Origin of the sequence: Streptococcus mitis subsp. hohhotensis, assembly GCF_020089495.2 — a bacterium.
In the GTDB taxonomy this organism is placed as follows: Bacteria; Bacillota; Bacilli; order Lactobacillales; family Streptococcaceae; genus Streptococcus; species Streptococcus hohhotensis.
On sequence record NZ_JAIRCA020000026.1, the window covers coordinates 10,050 to 10,360 of the forward strand.

The following is a 311-nucleotide window of genomic DNA, read 5'->3' on the forward strand; positions in this document are numbered from 1 at the left end:
CAGTAACACCGAAGAAACCAGATGGGTCACCATTCCCATCAGGAACTAAGGTAGAAATCCCAGGTAAAGATAAAGACCACCCAATCACTGTTACAATTGGTGAAGACGGTAAAGGTAAAGTACCAAACGCTGAATTACCAGAAGGTAAAGTACCAGGAACAGGTAAGATTACAGAACCAGGTAGACCAACAGAAGAAGTTCCAGTTGAAACACCGGCTCATAAGACACCAAAACTAGAGTTGGAACAAGATCCTAAGACTGGAGACGTAAAAGTAACACCGAAGAAACCAGATGGGTCAACATTCCCACCA

General features: G+C 43.4%; 1 pseudogene. It reads left to right on the top strand.

The features are described 5' to 3' along the window. Positions 1-311: pseudogene (locus K4Z77_RS08950) on the top strand (hypothetical protein); the annotation flags it as partial.